The organism is Paenibacillus aestuarii (genome assembly GCF_027789125.1).
Lineage (GTDB): Bacteria > Bacillota > Bacilli > Paenibacillales > NBRC-103111 > Paenibacillus_E > Paenibacillus_E aestuarii.
In genome coordinates this window covers 1-15,980 of the sequence record NZ_JAQFVF010000010.1, presented here as the reverse complement: position 1 = coordinate 15,980, position 15,980 = coordinate 1, and the positions used below count along the sequence as shown (strand labels likewise).

The window sequence follows — 15,980 nt, the reverse complement described above, 5'->3', positions numbered from 1 at the left end:
GGGAAGCAATGTGAGGACGAATAATTTGACGCTTCATACCGATAAATATCAAATCAATATGATGTATGCCCACTGGATCCACGGGACGCATCGCGAGCGAGCGGTTTTTGATGTGTATTTTCGCAAGCTGCCTTTCGGCAATGGGTTTGCCGTGTGCGCCGGGCTGGAGCGGGTGACGGATTATATCCAAAACTTGCGCTTCGGGGAAGAGGAACTTGCGTTTTTGGCGGAGCAGGAGGAGCAGTACCAGCCGGCGTTCTTGGAGGAGCTGCGTCGCTTCAAATTTACCGGGGATCTCTATGCTATGCCGGAAGGGACGCTGGTATTTCCCGGGGAGCCGCTCATTCGGGTGGAAGCTCCCGTATTTGAGGCACAGCTGATCGAGACGGCTGTCTTGAACTTTGTTAACTACCAGACATTGGTAGCGACCAAGGCGGCACGGATCAAGCAGGTTGCCGGGCAGGACTCATTGCTCGAGTTCGGGACCCGTCGTGCCCAGGAGGCTGATGCGGCTGTATGGGGGGCCCGGGCGGCTTATATCGTTGGGTTCGACGCGACATCCAATCTGCGCGCCGGCATGATGTTCGGCATCCCCGCCAAAGGGACGCATGCCCATGCGTGGGTGCAAAGCCACGACTCGGAGGAGGAGGCGTTCTTGCGGTATGCCGAGGCGCTGCCGGATCAAGTGACGCTGCTCGTAGACACGTATGACACGTTGAGAAGCGGCGTTCCGAACGCGATCCGCGCCGCCAGGGAGCTGGAAGCGCGAGGTAAGCGGCTGCAGGCGATTCGTCTGGACAGCGGCGACCTGACGTATCTTTCCGTGAAAGCGCGGGAGCTGCTGGATGCTGAGGGGCTGCCCGATGTGAAAATCTTGGCTTCGAATGATCTCGATGAGAACATCATTTTGAACCTAAAGGCGCAGGGCGCCAAGATCGATGCGTGGGGCATCGGCACCCAGCTCATTACAGCAGCGGATCAGCCGGCGTTAGGCGGTGTCTATAAGCTGGTGGCGCGAGCGAAGGGGGACGCATACATGCCTGTGATCAAAATATCGGGTAACCCCGAGAAAGTCACAACCCCCGGCGTGAAGGAAGTATACCGGATTATTAATAAACAGACCGGCAAGGCCGAAGCCGACTACATTGCGCTGAAAGAGGAGACGGATGTGAAGGAGGGTAAAAGAATCAAACTTTTTGATCCGACGCACCCTTACATTCACAAGTTTGTGGAGGATTATGAGGCGGCGCTGCTGCTGCAGCCGGTTTTCCAATCGGGGGAACTCGTTGCCGAGCTTCCGACTTTAGAGCAGATCCGAACTTATCATCGGCAGCAGTTGGCCTTGTTTTGGCCGGAATATTTGCGCAAGCTGAATCCTGCATCTTATCCGGTTGATCTGAGCATCACGGCGTGGGAGTTAAAAAGAGGTCTGATTGAGCAGCATCAGGTTTGACAAACCTATCTATAATGGATATAACTTAATGCAAGAAAAGCAATTAAAGATGGAGTGATCTTTTGAGTAAAGCAAAAGGTAAGGGCGGAACGGGAAGAGGCACAGACAAAAAGGGCTGGAATCGCTGGCAAGCTAGCGCCAACAGGCTAAAGAGTGCGCCCAAACCCTATAAGAGCAAAGGGACAAAGAATCAGGAAAACGCTGCATCTCCGAAAGAAGATAAAAAGGATAAATAAGCGTTTGTATCTTATCGCTAATGTGATTTCACATTAGCGATATTTTTTTACTGTTGTTCAATTAACTTTTCCCGAATAAACATATACAAAACGCGGCAAAGGGGGGACCCCATGCGCACAGGCTACGGCATGTATCAACAACAAGCAGCCCGGATGCTGCTGACGCCGCAACTGCGGCAAGCGATCCGCCTGCTCCAGCTTTCAACCCCAGAGCTGCTGGAGGTTGTTCAGCAAGAGCTCGAAGCAAATCCTGTGCTTGAATATGCGATCGATGAAGCCTCGCCAGCGGACTCTATATACCGTCGGGGGCAAGAGCGAATCGGCAGTAGTGACCGACACGATCAAGCGTTGATGAATATCGCTGATCAGGCTGCCTCGCTGGAGAACCATTTATCGCATCAGCTCAACCTGACGCGCCAGCTGCCCAAAACCATTCGCCAAGCGATCCGATATATGATCGGCAATCTCGATGATAACGGTTATCTCACCCTCACCGATAGGGAGATTAGCGAGCGCTTACACATCAGCGCTGAGGATAACCAGCAGGCACTATCGGTCCTGCATGGCTTCGATCCGGCTGGCGTTGGCGCCAGAAGCCTGCAGGAATGCTTGCTGCTGCAAATCCGGCAGCTGCCGATGCCACCGCAAAGCCATGATCTCATCATGGCTTTAATCCGCAATCATCTGCAGGATGTAGCCGATTATCGGATCAATAAGCTTTCGTCGCTGCTGCAGACGCCTGTCCAACACATCCAAGCAGCCATCGCCAGGATTCAATCCCTGAATCCCCGTCCCGGCGCTGCTTTCCATCGCGAAGAAGTCCGGTATATCGTGCCGGACGTCATTATTCAACCCATCAACGGCCAGTTCAGCGTAGTGCCGCATGACACAGCCATGCCCCGCCTCACCCTTAGCCGCTATTACGAGCGGATGGCAGCGGGCAGCGCAGCCACCGAAGCAACTGCAGCTACTGCAGATACCACAGAATTTGCAGATACCACAGAAAGCAAAGCAACCGCATATGCCACAGAAGCCGAACAGCAAGAGGTGCAAAAATTTCTCCTCAGCAGGCTGAACGCCGCCAAGTTTTTCGTCAAATGCGTGGAGCAGCGACGCTCCACCATTCTCCGCGTGGCGCAGGCGATCCTGGAGGAGCAGGCTGATTTTTTCGCCAAGGGCGCTGCGCATCTCAAGCCGCTCACCTTAAGACAGGTCGCCGAGAAGCTGGCGATCCATGAATCGACGGTCAGCCGGGCTACAGCAGGGAAGTACGCGCAGACGCCGTGGGGCATCTACGAGCTGAAACATTTCTTCCCGTACGGCTTGCAGACGCAAGCAGGGGACTCGACCTCGGCCGAGCGTGTAAAAGCACGAATCAAGGAGTGGGTCGCCGGCGAGAACGGCAGCAAACCTTACTCCGATCAGAAGCTGACCGATCTGCTGCAAGGGGCAGGCATTCAGATTTCCCGTCGAACAGTCATGAAATACAGGGAGGAACTGGGGATCCCTTCCTCAGTGAGGCGCAAGCAGTTTCACCCATAAATTCATATCTTCAAACTTATCGTAGATATCGCAATTTTTGGTGAGCCGACCGCAATAACGGTAACCCATCTGGCCAAAAACCGCATTCATCCCAAAAGAAAGCGCCCGGGATAAGGAGTAAGTGCATGTCACGCCCCGGCTGACCACCAGCTCTTCCTCCAGCGCTTGCATCAGAATGCGCATCAATCCTTGATTGCGGTGAGATGGCAGCGTCGCGCAATCCGTCATTTCGGCGTTGCCGTACGCGGCGTTGATTTCCGCAGAAGCAGCGCTAACTAACCCACCACCGCTCTCAATCAAATAAAAAATCGTCCCTTCCTGCATCACGCTGTCCACATAATCGGGATCGTTCATAGGGGTGGGATAAGTCTGAAAAGTTTGCCCGTACAACGCAGCAAGCTGCCCGGCATCCCCAGGCACAGCGATGCGCATGGTGCAATTCGCAGGGAGTGCGCTCATCTCCGTTTTCGCCGGAAGTGCAAGCACCTGCTCCAGAATTCGATCCTCTTCCATCCAATAATCACTAGTCCGGCGCGCTAAGTCCAAGTAGTAAGCCATGCAGTACGCATCATCGCCGCGAAAATACCATTTGTAAACTCCTTCCAACATATATCCTTTAGCTAAAAAGGTTTGCCAATCCGTCTCACGGGACTTAATAAACACCTTGGTCAAAGCGTTCGCGCGCGCCACCTCGGCAGCACGCCGGCAAATCGCCGTGATGGAGCCTTCGTAGTCATCAATCCGCAATCGTTTATTAAAATAATCAAGGCAGTAGCTTATCTTAAACGCAGCGTTCTGCTCTTGCTGATTCACATAGTAGCTCTGTTCATGACGCATATTTCATCCCCCTTTAATACAGCCATCCCTATCCATTTACATGCAAAATAGATGCCAGCATCAAACCGTGACCAACACTGCACGACCAGCCTGACGCTGCCATTCTTTGCTGCCAAAAAATGGGCACTGCCAAATTTTTGGCAGTTAGGCCCACCTTCTCATAGACGCAGATCGCTGGACGCCTGTCACGAAAAGTTGGCATTCTTTTTGCATAGTCATGGGATATAGACTGAATCGAGGAGTGTAGATAGCCTATGAGCTGCACTTGGTGTGAATCGGATAACATCCAGCCCGCCCTCCAGGATTGCTATTGGATTTTGCCGGACGGGAAGACGGCTGTACGGATCTTATCAGTCCCGGCCATTGCCTGTGAGGGCTGCGGCATCTATGTCATGGAAAGCGTTGCCCAGCAAGTTGACGAGGCGCTTTATTGGCATGATTTGTCAGGGTTGGGGACGGAATTTACGCACGAACAACTGATGAAGGCACCGCGCATAAAAAACAATTATTTCAAATAATGCTCAGCTGTGGAGGTGCGAAATGGAGCGGGAGAGAGAGCATTTAATCAAGCCGGTATTAGGGAGGCATTATCCCGCCATCGCGTATGGCAAGGGTGTGTTTCTATATGACGATGCGGGCAAAAAGTATCTCGATGCATCATCCGGAGCCGTCACCGCAAGCATCGGGCACGGTGTTCAAGAGATCGCGGAGGCGATGCAGGAGCAGGCGGGCAAAGTATCCTTCGTCTACCGCTCCCAGTTTACAAGCGAACCAGCCGAGCAGCTGGCCAAAAAGCTAAGCGATCTGACCCCAGGCGGCGATTACTGGTCGTTCTTCGTCAACAGCGGCTCGGAGGCGACCGAGACGGCGATGAAGATCGCCATCCAGCACTGGCAGGAGCAAGGCCGCCCAAGCAAACACAGAATCATCTCCCGCCGCATGAGCTATCACGGCATCACGCTGGGCGCGCTGTCCATGTCCGGCCACGTGCTGCGTAGAAGGCGGTTCGTCCCGCTGCTGGAGGACTTCCCGGTCGTCGCGCCGCCGTACTGCTACCGCTGCCCGCTGCGCCAGACCCCAGCGGCCTGCGGGCTCGCTTGCGCGGATGATCTGGACGCCGCAGTGAAGCGAATCGGCGCCGAGCATATCGCCGCTTTCATCGCGGAGCCGATCATCGGCGCTGCCGGAGGCGCCGTCGTCCCGCCGGACGGCTACTATGAGAAGATCAAGGCGATCTGCGAGCGCCATGAGATATTATTCATCGCCGACGAGGTGATGACCGGCATTGCCCGAACGGGCGAGATGTTCGGCATGCAGCACTTCGGCGTCGAGCCGGATCTGATCGCGCTCGGCAAAGGCATGAGCGCCGGCTATACCCCGATGGCGGCGGCGATGGCCAAGGACCACGTGATGGCGCCGATTTTACAGGGCTCGCGCAGCGTCATGTCCGGCCATACGTACAGCGCCAACCCGCAGTCGGCCGCCGTATCGCTGGCGGTGCTTGCCTACATCGACAAGCACGGGCTCGTGCAGGCGGCGCAGAACCAAGGGGCGCTGCTGCTCGAACGCCTGCGCCAACTAGCCGACCGCCACGTTATCATTGGCGATGTCCGAGGCGAGGGGCTCCTCACCGCCATAGAATTCGTCGCCGATCGCCAGAGCAAACACCCGTTCCCTCCGGAACTTGGCGTCACGAATAAAATCATAGACCTTGCGTTCCAGAAAGGTCTCCTTGTATATCCGGCGGCGGGGGGCGTGGATGGCGATGGGGATGCCATCATCATCGCGCCGCCCTTAACGATTACTGACGAAGAGTTGGAGCTGCTCGTCGGTTTATTGGACGAAACGATCCGTGAAGTGACGCAAGAGCTTACTGCCGAGCGCGAATAGGGGGAGTGCGGATGGAGCGAACAGGCAAAGTCAGAAGTCTGGAAGAGGCGCTGCAGGTCATTGAGGACGGCTGTACCTTGATGTACGGCGGTTTTGGCGGCATTGGGACACCGCCTACGCTCATCGAGGGCATTTTGCAGAAAGGGGTCAAAGAGCTGACGCTCATTGGCAACGACACTGGCTTTCCGCATATTGGCATCGGTCGGTTGGTCACCGCAGGCCGGGCAAAGAAAGTGATCGCCTCCCACATCGGCTCGAATCCGTTTGCTGGACAGCGGATGGAGGAGGGCACCATGGAGGTGGAATTTTTCCCGCAAGGTACGCTCGCGGAGAAAATCCGTGCCGGTGGCGTCGGTCTCGGCGGCATTCTCGTCGATGTTGGCGTCGGCACGATCATGGAGCGGGGGAAAGCGACGGTAACGGTGGACGGCTGCATGTATTTGATCGAGCCGGCGCTGCGGGCCGACGTAGCTATCGTTCATGCGAAGCAGGCGGATCCCTTGGGCAATCTCGTGTTCGATAAAAGCGGCCGCAACCTGAACCCGCTGGTCGCCATGGCCGGCCAAGTAACCATTGCGGAGGCCGATGAAATCGTCCCGATTGGCGGGCTTGATCCGGAATGCATCGTCACGCCAGGCGTATTTGTGGATATGGTCATTCAGGGCAAAGGGGTGAATTGGACATGGGCATGGGCCAAGAAAGCCGTGACCGAATAGCGAAGCGGGCTGCGCAGGAGTTGCGAGAAGGCATGGTCGTCAATTTGGGCATCGGCATCCCGACGCAAGTGGCGGATCATGTGCCGGATGATATAGGTATCATTTTTCACGCGGAAAATGGGATCTTAGGCGCAGGCGGAGCGCCGGCTCCCGGGGAAGAGGACGCTTTTCTCTGCAACGCAGGCGGTTTCCCGGTCACAATTGTGGAGGGCGCATCCTACTGCGACAGCTCTATCGCTTTTGCCATGATCCGCAGGGGCTGCATTGACGTCACCATCCTTGGAGCGCTGGAGGTTAGCGAAGGCGGCGATTTGGCCAACTGGATCGTGCCGGGCAAGCGTGTGGCGGGCATCGGCGGAGCGATGGAGCTCGCACAGAAAGCGAAAAAAGTCATCGTCCTGATGAACCACGTGAACCGGCAAGGAGAGTCGAAAGTGAAAAAACAGTGCGTGCTGCCGCTCACGGCACGGGCCTGCGTCGACTTGATCATTACTGAAATGGCAGTGATGGAAGTGACGGAACAAGGGCTTCTTTTAAAAGAAGTGATGCTGCCTTACACCATCGAGGATGTCGTCCGCGCTACGGAAGCATCACTAGCCATACACGAGCACGTGGCGTATATCCCGTAGAAGGAGGGAGTCCAATGCGACGCAAACAAATTCACGAATGGCTGCAGTCTCACCGTGAGGAAGGCGTGCGTTTCCTACAGCGTATGGTTCAAGTGCCCAGCACACAAGGCAATGAGGAGGAGGGACAGCGTCTGATTGCGGGCAAAATGAGCGAGCTTGGGCTTGAGCTCGACTGGTGGGAGCCTGAAGGCGAGCGGCTGGCAGCGCACCCTTTTTTTTATTCGCCAAGAAGCTGGTTTGCGGGCAGTCCGAATGTCGTCGGCATCTGGAAAGGCAGCGGCGGCGGACGCTCGATCATTCTGAACGGGCATATGGATGTCGTTCCCGCGGGGAATCGGGAGCAGTGGCAGGATGACCCTTTTAGCGGCAGCGTGGTGGACGGCAAACTGTACGGTCGCGGAGCGACGGATATGAAAGGCGGCACCTCCGCGTTGCTGCTCGCCATTGAGGCGCTGCAAGGTGTCGGCGTTCAATTGAAAGGCGACGTTATATTGCAGAGTGTCATCGAAGAGGAAAGCGGCGGAGCAGGGACGCTGGCAGCGATTCTGAAAGGATACCAAGCGGATGCGGCCTTGATCCCGGAGCCGACGAATATGCGCATTTTTCCTAAGCAGCAGGGATCCATGTGGTTTCGACTTGAGGTCAAAGGGCGCTCAGCCCATGGCGGGACACGGTATGAAGGCGTTAGTGCCATTGAAAAGAGCATGATCGTAGTGCGGCATATCCAGGAATTGGAAAACGCAAGAAATACGCGGATTACCGATCCGCTGTATGCGCACAATCCAATTCCGCTGCCGATTAACATCGGCGTCATTCAGGGCGGGAACTGGCCTTCGTCCGTGCCGGACACCGTGAAGCTGGAAGGGAGAATGGGCGTTGCGCCGGAGGAAAAGCTGGATGAGGCCAAAGCGGAAATGACCGCCTGGCTGGCCCGGCTGGCTGAAAAAGACCCTTGGTTTGTGCAGCATCCGCCGGTTTTGGAATGGTTCGGCGCTAGGTGGGTGCCGGGCAGTGTGGACCCGGGGCATGACCTCATGCAGGTGCTGATCCAGCAGTACCGGGAGGTCCGCGCCGAGGAACCGGTAATCGAGGCTTCGCCATGGGGGACGGACGGAGGCTTGCTGACGCAGCTGGGCGAGACGCCTTGCATCGTGTTCGGACCGGGTATCACGGAAGTCGCGCATTATCCGAACGAGCACATCGTGCTGGATCACATATTTGAGGCAGCAGAGATTATTGCCTTGACACTTATAGCCTGGTGCGGGCTGGAGGGGGATGAGCATGGCGGCGAAGAAAACATGCATTGAGATGAAGACAGCCATACCTGGACCGCAAGCGCAATTGCTGCTCGAAAGGCGCATGGCCAGCGTCCCGCGCGGACCGTTCCACACGGTGCAAACTTTTGCGGCCAAAGGTGAGGGCGCGCTGCTGACAGACGTCGACGGCAACACTTTCATCGATTTTGCCGGGGCGATTGGCACCTTGAACGTCGGGCATTGTCCGCCGAAGGTGGTGGAAGCGTTGAAAGCCCAGCTCGATCAGTACCTTCACCCGAGCTTTCACGTCATGATGTATGAACCTTACATCGCGCTGGCCGAAAAGCTGAATCAGCTGACGCCGGGCGATCACGCGAAGAAGACGTTCTTCTTGAACAGTGGCGCAGAAGCTGTTGAGAATGCGGTGAAAATCGCCCGCAAATATACGGGTCGCAAAGCGGTCATCTCCTTTGAGCGGGGCTTTCACGGAAGAACCTATATGGCGATGTCTTTAACGAGCAAAGTGAAGCCGTACAAGAACGGCTTCGGGCCTTTTGCCCCCGACACCTACAAAATGCCGTATCCTTACTACTACAGGGCGCCGTCAGGTATGTCCCAGGACGAAGTGGATGCGCAATTGCTGCACAAATTCGAGGACTTCTTCCTGTCCGAAGTCCCCGGCGAAGAGGTCGCGGCGATCATCATGGAGCCCGTGCAGGGCGAGGGCGGCTTCGTCATTCCTTCCGTACGATTTGTTCAAGGGGTCGCAGCATTGTGCAAGCAATACGGCATTTTGTTCATCGCCGATGAAGTACAGACCGGCTTCGGGCGAACCGGCTCTAACTTCGCCATGGAGCACTTCGGCGTCATCCCCGATCTGATGACGATGTCGAAATCGATCGCCGCCGGGCTGCCGCTCAGTGCGGTCACCGGCCGCGCGGAGATCATGGATGCGCCTGGCATCGGCGAGATCGGCGGCACCTACGGGGGCAGTCCGCTAGGCTGCGTAGCCGCCTTGCAGGTGATCCGCATGCTGGAGGAAGAGGCGTTGGCGCAGCGGGCGGTGGCGATCGGGGATGCGGTGCGCGAGCGTTTCCTCCGCTTGCAGCAGCAATACGGGCGCATTGGCGACGTGCGCACGCTGGGAGCCATGAGCGCCATTGAGCTTGTGAAGGATCCGGTGAGCAAAGCGCCGGACAAAGAGCTCACGTCGCGCATCCTCCAAGAAGCGCATCAGCGCGGCGTAATTGTCATGAGCGCAGGGCTGTACGGCAATGTCATTCGCATCCTGAGTCCGCTGGTCATTACCGACGAGCAGCTGGCTGAAGGGCTGGACGTGCTCGAAGAAGCGATGATCGCGTGCTTGGGCGGCGCTGTTCGTGCATAATGAAGGTGTTACCGTTACCTCGTCCTGCCAAACAGCGGGGCATTAGGGGAGTACGCAAGTGAGCGTTAGGAGGAGCACCATGAAAAAGCATTTATATATCGACGGAAACTGGGTGGAAGCCGGGGAGTACCGCCCGCTGTATGCGCCGTACAATGGCGAACTGCTTGCCGAGGTCGCCTATGCCAGCGCAGCCGAAGTAGAGCTGGCCATCGCGGCGGCGGAGCGGGCGCGGCCCGTAATGGCGCGCATGCCGGCGCATGAGCGGGCAGCGATCTTGGAGAAGCTGGCTGCTTCGATCCGTGACAATGCGGATACCTGTGCGCGGCTGATCGCGCAAGAGGCGGCGAAGCCGTTAACAACGGCAAAGCTTGAGGTGGAGCGGACGATCACCACCTACAAGTTTGCCGCCGAAGAGGCGAAGCGCATCCATGGCGAGACGATTCCGATGGACGCCGCGCCCGGCGGCGAGAACCGCATCGCCTACACGATGCGCCAGCCGCTCGGCGTCGTTGCGGCCATTACCCCGTTCAACTTTCCGATGAACCTGGTTGCCCATAAAGTAGGGCCGGCGCTCGCTGCGGGCAACACGATCGTCTTGAAGCCCGCAGGCCAAACCCCGTTAACCGCACTATTCCTGGCGGAATTGCTGGAACAGGCGGGCCTGCCTCACGGTGCGCTCAATGTGGTCACGGGGAGCGGCAGCGTGATCGGGGACTGCCTGGTGACCGATGCGCGGGTTAAGGCGGTGACGTTCACTGGCAGTCCCGAAGTCGGCATCGCCATCCGCAACAAGGCAGGCCTCAAAAAAGTAACGCTGGAGTTGGGCTCCAACTCCGCGCTTATTATCGATCAAGGCGTCGAGCTGGATGACGCCTTGATCGCCAGAACCGTGACCGGCGCCTTCTCCTTTGCGGGCCAGGTCTGCATTTCGCTACAGCGCATCTATGTGCATGAGCAGCTGTTCGATGCGTTTGTGCGTAAGTTTGTCGCACAGACGGAACGCTTGGTACTGGGGGATCCGCTTGATCCCCGTACCGATGTTTCCGCCGTCATCGGCGCGAAGGATGCGGACCGGTCCTTGGCGTGGATCGCCGAAGCGGAGAAGCTCGGCGCCGTCGTCGCCGCCGGCAACCGAAGAGATGGCGGCATCATTCACCCGACCGTGCTGCTCCACGCCGATCCGGCCAGCCGCATCTCTTGCCAAGAGGCTTTTGCGCCGATTGTGATGATTAACCGGGTATCCTCGGTGGAAGAAGCCGTGCAACAGGTCAATAACTCCAGATATGGACTGCAGGCAGGCATCTATACGAACGATATCCGTACGGCATTCACCGCGGCGGAAACGCTGGAGGTCGGCGGCGTCATGATCAATGACATCCCGACATTTCGTGTCGATCACATGCCCTATGGCGGTGTCAAAGAAAGCGGAACCGGTCGGGAGGGCGTCAAATACGCCGTTCACGATCTGACGGAGCTCAAGCTGGTCTGTTTTAAAAAGTGAGCGGCGATTATCTGCTCAGCCAGCGGAATTTATCATTTAACAAAAACTCTCCATGGAGAACATGGGGAGTTTTGTGTATACTACTTCTATCGCAAGCAAGGGAGTTGGTATACCGTGGCAATTCGCGATTGCCAGATTGGCACAGTCTCATGCAAAGCCCAATTTAGAGGCGATACTTTGCATGGGCGTAACTTGTATTAATCGTCATCGCCCGCAATGAAGACGTCGTTTCTAGTATTTGGCTTTGCACCTTATTTTCGACTTTAATTATTAAATAAGGGGCTGAATCGCCATGAGCGCACCATTTATTAGAAACTATCACTATAATTATATTAAAAAGCAAACCGATCAACTTCTTCATGCCATCCGAACGAATGCTGAACTGAAGATACTGCAGTCCGTGCGGGACAGCGCGGAAGCCAAAGTTACCGAGCTTTTTCCGGATGTTTCCGAGGCGCACAAGCAAATGCTGACAAGTTTCACTGCTTTGGAGACTGCTGACGATTTCCATAAATATTTGAAGGCGTTAGAACCGCATCTGGATGCATTCCCGCCTATCACCGAGAAGCAGATACAGAAGCTTTTCCCTAAAAATAAAAAGCTCAAAACGCCTGATCTATCTGCCATCGATCATCGCTATACGACTTATTTGAGTTGGACGGACATCGCTACGAATAAGTTGTTCATCGTGTATCATCGGCATGGACAGTTCGTTGGTGTCGAAGGCCGATTCACTCCGACGAATAAGAAGAGCTATTGTTTCATATGCAATCGGTATGAAGAGCTTGTCTTATTTTCAGCCATTTCCAAAAAAAGACCGGCCAAATCGTCGCCTGATTACTACAAGGCGGTAGGCAATTACATGTGCATGCATAGTCATGAATGCAACAAGAACGTGACCGACCCGTCCGCACTGGAAAAGTTTCTGGACTCGGTTCTAAACTAAACCCAAGAAGGGATAATGGAACAATTGTTCTGTTATCCCTTCTTGCTTGTTTCGTCTTATCCTTCCTCATTCGACCCAGATTCCGCCGCTTCGGCCCCTTTTTGCTGAGCTTTGATCAGCTTATCTTTCATCTCATCCCGTTTTTGCCGACGATCCTTCAACGACGCATGATCCGGCGTCTCTTGATAAATTTTGCGGCGGCCGATCCGCCGCAAATTTTCTGGCACCAGATTAAATTTTTCATCTTTCATCAACGCAATAATGCCCGTGCTTTCCGGATGTTTCTCGATACCGTACACTTCATTGAAGTATTCGTCCGCTTTGCCGGGCACGTAATTTTTGGGCTCGGGGTAACCGACGATCACCCCTTCGTAATTGCGCAAAATCACTTTATCCTGGCTCTGCGAGATCAAGTAATTGGGTTGCAGCGCAATCTTACCGCCGCCGCCAGGGGCGTCCACGACGAAGGTTGGCACTGCATAACCAGACGTATGTCCGCGCAGCGACTCAATAATTTCCAATCCTTTGGAAATTGGTGCGCGGAAATGACCGATCCCTTCGGACAAGTCGCACTGATAAATGTAGTAAGGGCGCACACGCATTTTTACAAGTTCATGCATGAGCTTCTTCATAATCGTAGTACTGTCATTGATCCCCGCCAAAATGACCGACTGGTTGCCTAGCGGCACCCCTGCATCGGCCAGCATCGCGCAAGCTTTGCGCGCCTCTTCTGTCATTTCCAGCGGATGGTTGAAGTGCGTGTTGAGCCATACCGGATGGTACTTCTTGATTAGGTTACACAGGTTCTCCGTAATCCGCTGAGGGAAGACGACAGGCGCTCTAGTGCCGATACGAATGATTTCGACGTGCGGGATTGCCCGCAAATTTTTAAGAATGTACTCCAGAATGTTGTCGTTAATCAGCAGCCCGTCCCCGCCGGACAGCAGCACGTCGCGAACTTCCGGTGTTCTGCGGATATAGGCAATGGCGTCATCCAGCTGTTTTTTCGGCACCCCCATGCCGACCTGACCGGAAAAACGGCGCCTCGTGCAGTACCGGCAGTACATCGAGCACTGATTTGTCACGAGAAACAGCACACGATCCGGATAGCGGTGAGTCAGGCCAGGGGTCGGTGAGTCTTCATCCTCGAAGAGCGGATCCTCCAAATCATATTTGGTTTTCAGCAATTCAGCCGACACAGGCACGGACTGCATGCGAATCGGGCAGCGCGGGTCGTCGGGATTCATCAAAGACGCATAATAAGGCGTGATGTTCAAAGGGATCGTTTGCGTCGAAATGCGCACCCCCTCGGCTTCTTCCGGCGTCAAATTCACGACCTTTTTCAAATCATCCAACGTGCGGATCGTATGTGTAAGCTGCCAAAGCCAATCGTTCCACTGCTCATCCGTCACATCTTTCCATAGTTCAATCTGCTTATAGTGACGCTGTATCATATGCGCACCTCCAATATTGATGCTTTGCATATAAAGTAGAAAGCAAGATCAGTGCCAACTTTTTCGTCCCAACAAAAAAAGCTCCCGAGGAGCTCATCGCAGATATCGCTTTATGGTTTTCTAGCAATCCCATATCGGTTCAATTTATATTGCAGTGCCTGCCGCTTCATGCCAAGGGCTTGCGCCGTTAGCGTGATATTGTACTGATGCTTTTTCAACGCCTCTGTAATCGTTTGCACTTCGATTTGTTTCACTTGGGCCGTTAAATTACCGGAGTCAGCCAGGGGAGTTCCGTCGCTCAAAGGGGTAACTCGCAGCACAGAACCTTTGGTCATTGCGGGCTTCACGGTGTGGTCGAGGACAAAGGCAGGGAGATGATGCTCCTCCAAAATTTCGCTCTCTAACTCGATCATATTATACGAGGCTTCAATCGCATGGCTGAGCTCGCGGATATTGCCCGGCCAATGATAGGCTTCCAGGCGGCTCATCGCTGTTGGCGCGATGCCGGTTATTTTCATGCCGAACATGGCATTGAATTTCTCAATAAAATGCTGCGTAAGCAGCGGTATGTCTTCTTTTCTTTGCAGCAGAGAAGGCAAATGCAAATTGACGACATTGAGCCGGAAAAATAGATCGCTCCGCAATAGCCCTTTGTCCACGGCGTCCCTCGGATCCATATTCATCGCGGTAATGATGCGGACGTCGACCTGCTGTTCACTGGTGCTGCCAACGCGGCGAATCATGCCGTCCTGCAGCACGCGCAGCAGTTTGGCCTGCAGCACGACATCCAGGCTGTTCAGCTCATCCAGAAAAAGCGTGCCGCCATTCGCCTGTTCGAATAAGCCCGCCCGGTCAATCGCCCCAGTAAAAGCGCCTCTCGAAGTCCCGAACATGATACCCTCCATGAGTTCGTTAGGAACTGCGGCGCAGTTCTGCGCGATAAAAGGGCGGCTCCTGCGGGCCCCGGCGTTATGGATGCTTTGCGCGAACAGCTCTTTGCCTGTCCCTGTCGAACCGCTGATCAGCACAGGCGAACTTGTGCGCGAAGCTTTTTTGGCCATCGATACGGTTTGCAGGAAATTTTCATTATTCCCAATTAAATCGCTGAAGTGATATACGGCCGATCCGGCAGATTTCTTATCTTTCTTCGGAGATTCATAGATTTGGTGCCGGAGGTCGAGGATTTGATCGTGCAGATGAACGATGCTCGTGATATCTTTGGCAACCTCCAGCGCGCCGATAATTTCACCGTTCTCAAGCAGCGGATATGTACTGTTGATCGTCGTGATCCGCTTTCCTTCGACGTTGACATAAGTCTGTATCTTCTCGCGGATTTCAATCCCCGTCTGCAAAACCTTCATGAATGTGCTCGTTTCGTGAGTGAGCGAAGGGAAGAGGTCGAAAAAATTTTTCCCAATCACCTGCTCCGTATGAAACCCGTCCGTTTCAGCCATTTTATCATTATATAAAATAGTAGTTCCCTGTTTATCAATGAGATGAACACCTACGTCGATGATGTTAAGCATTTTCTCGAAGAATTTAGGCCCATAACCGTGCGAAGCAGACACTGGGTTCATCTCCTTTCTGAAATGCGATTCACATACACGATATGAGTTTAAAATTGAGAAAAGAACAGGAACCAATAGGCAACCGCCAACATACTTTAAGTTTGGGAAAAGTAATGTAGGAACAATCAAAACAGTTGGAATTGCAGAACATTTTAAAAAGGCTTGTATTTCAATTCATATCATGGTACATTATCTCTCGTTGGTTCGAGAGCAACGCAAAAGTCGCTAAGAAATAAGGACTTGCAATTGAACAACACGATATGATAAGATGTGAACTCAGCTGTAAAACGACAGAAAATATCAAGAGAAAAAGTGCTTGCAAATGATGTCGAAGCTGTGGTACATTGTAACTCCGGCCGCGAGAGCGGGTTGGAAAAAGAAAGTAATTGTTCTTTGAAAACTGAACAACGAGTGAGAAGCAAGTCGAGCAATCGACTCTAAACTTTAAAAGAGATTAACAATCTCGTCAACTTTAAATGAGCTATTCAGATTCATCCTTTTTGGAGAGTTTGATCCTGGCTCAGGACGAACGCTGGCGGCGTGCCTAATACATGCAAGTCGAGCG

Annotated in this window: 14 protein-coding genes and 1 rRNA gene; 12 read left to right on the top strand and 3 right to left on the bottom strand. The window is 54.4% G+C overall.

The genetic code is table 11. The features are described from left to right. The first annotated feature begins 10 nt into the window (after positions 1-10). From O9139_RS02545 to rpoN, 3 genes are all read left to right on the top strand, one after another. Entirely contained in the window at positions 11-1,453 is a 1,443-nt protein-coding gene (locus tag O9139_RS02545) for a nicotinate phosphoribosyltransferase (protein ID WP_270877884.1), read from the top strand. A 62-nt stretch (positions 1,454-1,515) separates the two neighbouring features. Continuing rightward, positions 1,516-1,689, top strand: a complete 174-nt coding sequence (locus O9139_RS02540) for a DUF3934 family protein (protein WP_270877883.1) — start codon at positions 1,516-1,518, stop codon at positions 1,687-1,689. 111 nt (positions 1,690-1,800) lie between these two features. Further along, the gene (rpoN, locus tag O9139_RS02535) at positions 1,801-3,231 is read left to right on the top strand and encodes an RNA polymerase factor sigma-54 (protein WP_270877882.1); all 1,431 of its coding nucleotides are present in this window, start codon (positions 1,801-1,803) and stop codon (positions 3,229-3,231) included. Here the strand turns inward: rpoN and ablB are convergent. After that, complete coding sequence (gene ablB, locus O9139_RS02530) at positions 3,202-4,068, bottom strand: putative beta-lysine N-acetyltransferase (protein ID WP_270877881.1); 867 nt, start codon at positions 4,066-4,068, stop codon at positions 3,202-3,204. The two genes, rpoN and ablB, sit on opposite strands and share 30 nt — an antisense overlap. Before the next feature lie 254 nt (positions 4,069-4,322). On the opposite strand from ablB, the gene O9139_RS02525 reads away from it, so the two are divergent. The 8 genes from O9139_RS02525 to O9139_RS02490 all read left to right on the top strand — a co-directional run bounded on the left by O9139_RS02525 (position 4,323) and on the right by O9139_RS02490 (position 12,393). Further along, positions 4,323-4,586, top strand: coding sequence for a YokU family protein (locus O9139_RS02525; protein ID WP_270877880.1), 264 nt, complete (start codon positions 4,323-4,325; stop codon positions 4,584-4,586). Between the two features lie 22 nt (positions 4,587-4,608). Beyond that, positions 4,609-5,958, top strand: coding sequence for an aspartate aminotransferase family protein (locus O9139_RS02520; RefSeq protein ID WP_270877879.1), 1,350 nt, complete (start codon positions 4,609-4,611; stop codon positions 5,956-5,958). 11 nt (positions 5,959-5,969) lie between these two features. Then, positions 5,970-6,674 carry a CoA transferase subunit A gene (locus tag O9139_RS02515; RefSeq protein ID WP_270877878.1) on the top strand — a complete coding sequence of 235 codons (705 nt, stop codon included), beginning with the start codon at positions 5,970-5,972 and terminating at the stop codon, positions 6,672-6,674. Further along, positions 6,641-7,303, top strand: coding sequence for a 3-oxoacid CoA-transferase subunit B (locus tag O9139_RS02510; RefSeq protein WP_270877877.1), 663 nt, complete (start codon positions 6,641-6,643; stop codon positions 7,301-7,303). Before O9139_RS02515 ends, O9139_RS02510 begins: the two co-directional genes overlap by 34 nt. Before the next feature lie 14 nt (positions 7,304-7,317). Further along, a complete protein-coding gene (locus tag O9139_RS02505) occupies positions 7,318-8,610 on the top strand; it encodes a peptidase (protein WP_270877876.1) in 1,293 nt (430 codons plus the stop codon). Beyond that, positions 8,579-9,946 carry a 4-aminobutyrate--2-oxoglutarate transaminase gene (gene gabT, locus O9139_RS02500; protein ID WP_377526532.1) on the top strand — a complete coding sequence of 456 codons (1,368 nt, stop codon included), beginning with the start codon at positions 8,579-8,581 and terminating at the stop codon, positions 9,944-9,946. Before O9139_RS02505 ends, gabT begins: the two co-directional genes overlap by 32 nt. Before the next feature lie 79 nt (positions 9,947-10,025). Further along, positions 10,026-11,447, top strand: coding sequence for an aldehyde dehydrogenase family protein (locus O9139_RS02495; protein WP_270877874.1), 1,422 nt, complete (start codon positions 10,026-10,028; stop codon positions 11,445-11,447). A gap of 292 nt (positions 11,448-11,739) precedes the next feature. Continuing rightward, entirely contained in the window at positions 11,740-12,393 is a 654-nt protein-coding gene (locus O9139_RS02490) for a FusB/FusC family EF-G-binding protein (RefSeq protein WP_270877873.1), read from the top strand. Positions 12,394-12,449: 56 nt separating this feature from the next. Here the strand turns inward: O9139_RS02490 and kamA are convergent, their stop codons facing one another. Then, positions 12,450-13,847, bottom strand: a complete 1,398-nt coding sequence (gene kamA, locus O9139_RS02485; RefSeq protein ID WP_270877872.1) for a lysine 2,3-aminomutase — start codon at positions 13,845-13,847, stop codon at positions 12,450-12,452. Between the two features lie 110 nt (positions 13,848-13,957). After that, positions 13,958-15,415: a sigma-54 interaction domain-containing protein gene (locus tag O9139_RS02480; RefSeq protein ID WP_377526528.1), complete on the bottom strand. Its 1,458-nt coding sequence runs from the start codon at positions 15,413-15,415 to the stop codon at positions 13,958-13,960. A gap of 497 nt (positions 15,416-15,912) precedes the next feature. On the opposite strand from O9139_RS02480, the gene O9139_RS02475 reads away from it, so the two are divergent. Then, positions 15,913-15,980 (top strand): 16S ribosomal RNA (locus O9139_RS02475); the annotation flags it as partial.

Excerpts from the sequence above, each read along its gene's own strand:
- O9139_RS02520 (WP_270877879.1), top strand. The coding sequence starts at position 4,609 with ATGGAGCGGGAGAGAGAGCATTTAATCAAGCCGGTATTAGGGAGGCAT.
- O9139_RS02525 (WP_270877880.1), top strand. The coding sequence starts at position 4,323 with ATGAGCTGCACTTGGTGTGAATCGGATAACATCCAGCCCGCCCTCCAG.
- rpoN (WP_270877882.1), top strand. The coding sequence starts at position 1,801 with ATGCGCACAGGCTACGGCATGTATCAACAACAAGCAGCCCGGATGCTG.
- O9139_RS02490 (WP_270877873.1), top strand. The coding sequence starts at position 11,740 with ATGAGCGCACCATTTATTAGAAACTATCACTATAATTATATTAAAAAG.
- O9139_RS02515 (WP_270877878.1), top strand. The coding sequence starts at position 5,970 with ATGGAGCGAACAGGCAAAGTCAGAAGTCTGGAAGAGGCGCTGCAGGTC.
- ablB (WP_270877881.1), bottom strand. The coding sequence starts at position 4,068 with ATGCGTCATGAACAGAGCTACTATGTGAATCAGCAAGAGCAGAACGCT.
- kamA (WP_270877872.1), bottom strand. The coding sequence starts at position 13,847 with ATGATACAGCGTCACTATAAGCAGATTGAACTATGGAAAGATGTGACG.
- gabT (WP_377526532.1), top strand. The coding sequence starts at position 8,579 with ATGAGCATGGCGGCGAAGAAAACATGCATTGAGATGAAGACAGCCATA.
- O9139_RS02495 (WP_270877874.1), top strand. The coding sequence starts at position 10,026 with ATGAAAAAGCATTTATATATCGACGGAAACTGGGTGGAAGCCGGGGAG.
- O9139_RS02510 (WP_270877877.1), top strand. The coding sequence starts at position 6,641 with ATGGGCATGGGCCAAGAAAGCCGTGACCGAATAGCGAAGCGGGCTGCG.
- O9139_RS02505 (WP_270877876.1), top strand. The coding sequence starts at position 7,318 with ATGCGACGCAAACAAATTCACGAATGGCTGCAGTCTCACCGTGAGGAA.